Annotated in this window: 2 protein-coding genes; both read left to right on the top strand. The window is 53.5% G+C overall.

Features of this window, described 5'->3' with window-relative positions; translation table 11 throughout:
• The first annotated feature begins 83 nt into the window (after positions 1-83).
• Positions 84-413: an IS66 family insertion sequence element accessory protein TnpA gene (gene tnpA, locus EQY_RS0118545; RefSeq protein ID WP_021519736.1), complete on the top strand. Its 330-nt coding sequence runs from the start codon at positions 84-86 to the stop codon at positions 411-413.
• Positions 400-656 (top strand): IS66 family insertion sequence element accessory protein TnpB (tnpB, locus tag EQY_RS0118550; protein WP_038809078.1); only part of this gene is annotated, 257 nt, incomplete at its 3' end. The genes tnpA and tnpB, both read left to right, overlap by 14 nt.

Raw genomic sequence — 656 nt, forward strand, 5'->3', positions numbered from 1 at the left:
TTCCGGTGACCTCATCTTCACAGAAATTTTCACGCCATTAGCATTCCGGTATTCGTATAACTTCCTTCTGTGGAGAGAAAACAATGCCCAGGATGCGATGGACGCTTGATCAGAAAAAACATCACGTTGCTGCATGGCGCGCCAGCGGCCTTACCCGTGAACAGTACTGTGAACTTTACGACATTCCGTTTAAATCCCTGCGCCAGTGGCCGCAGGATGTCGCAAAAGCAGAAAAGCGGGCCAGAGCACCAGAAATTATTCCTGTTTCTGTGTCTGGTGCCCCCGGTATGGATGATGGCAGACCATTGTCAGATGACCCTGTCACGCTCTTCCTGCCCGGGGGGATCCGGATGTGCTGCCAGCCTTCTCAGTTAACCGATGTTTTCCGGGCTCTTCGCCATGCTGACACCTGATAACGTATTCCTGGTCGTCACTCCTGTCGATATGCGCCGGGGTATCGATACCCTGACACAGTACGTCCAGAACGAACTTAACGCTGCATGGCATGACGGTGCAGCTTTTGTCTTCACCAATAAAGCACGCTCCCGCATAAAAGTTCTCCGGTGGGACAAACATGGCGTATGGCTGTGTACCCGACGACTGCACCGGGGAAGCTTCCGCTGGCCCCGGAAAGGTGATGCCACATGGCATCTCAC

The sequence above is a fragment of the Escherichia sp. TW14182 genome (assembly GCF_000208525.1).
Classification (GTDB): Bacteria; Pseudomonadota; Gammaproteobacteria; order Enterobacterales; family Enterobacteriaceae; genus Escherichia; species Escherichia ruysiae.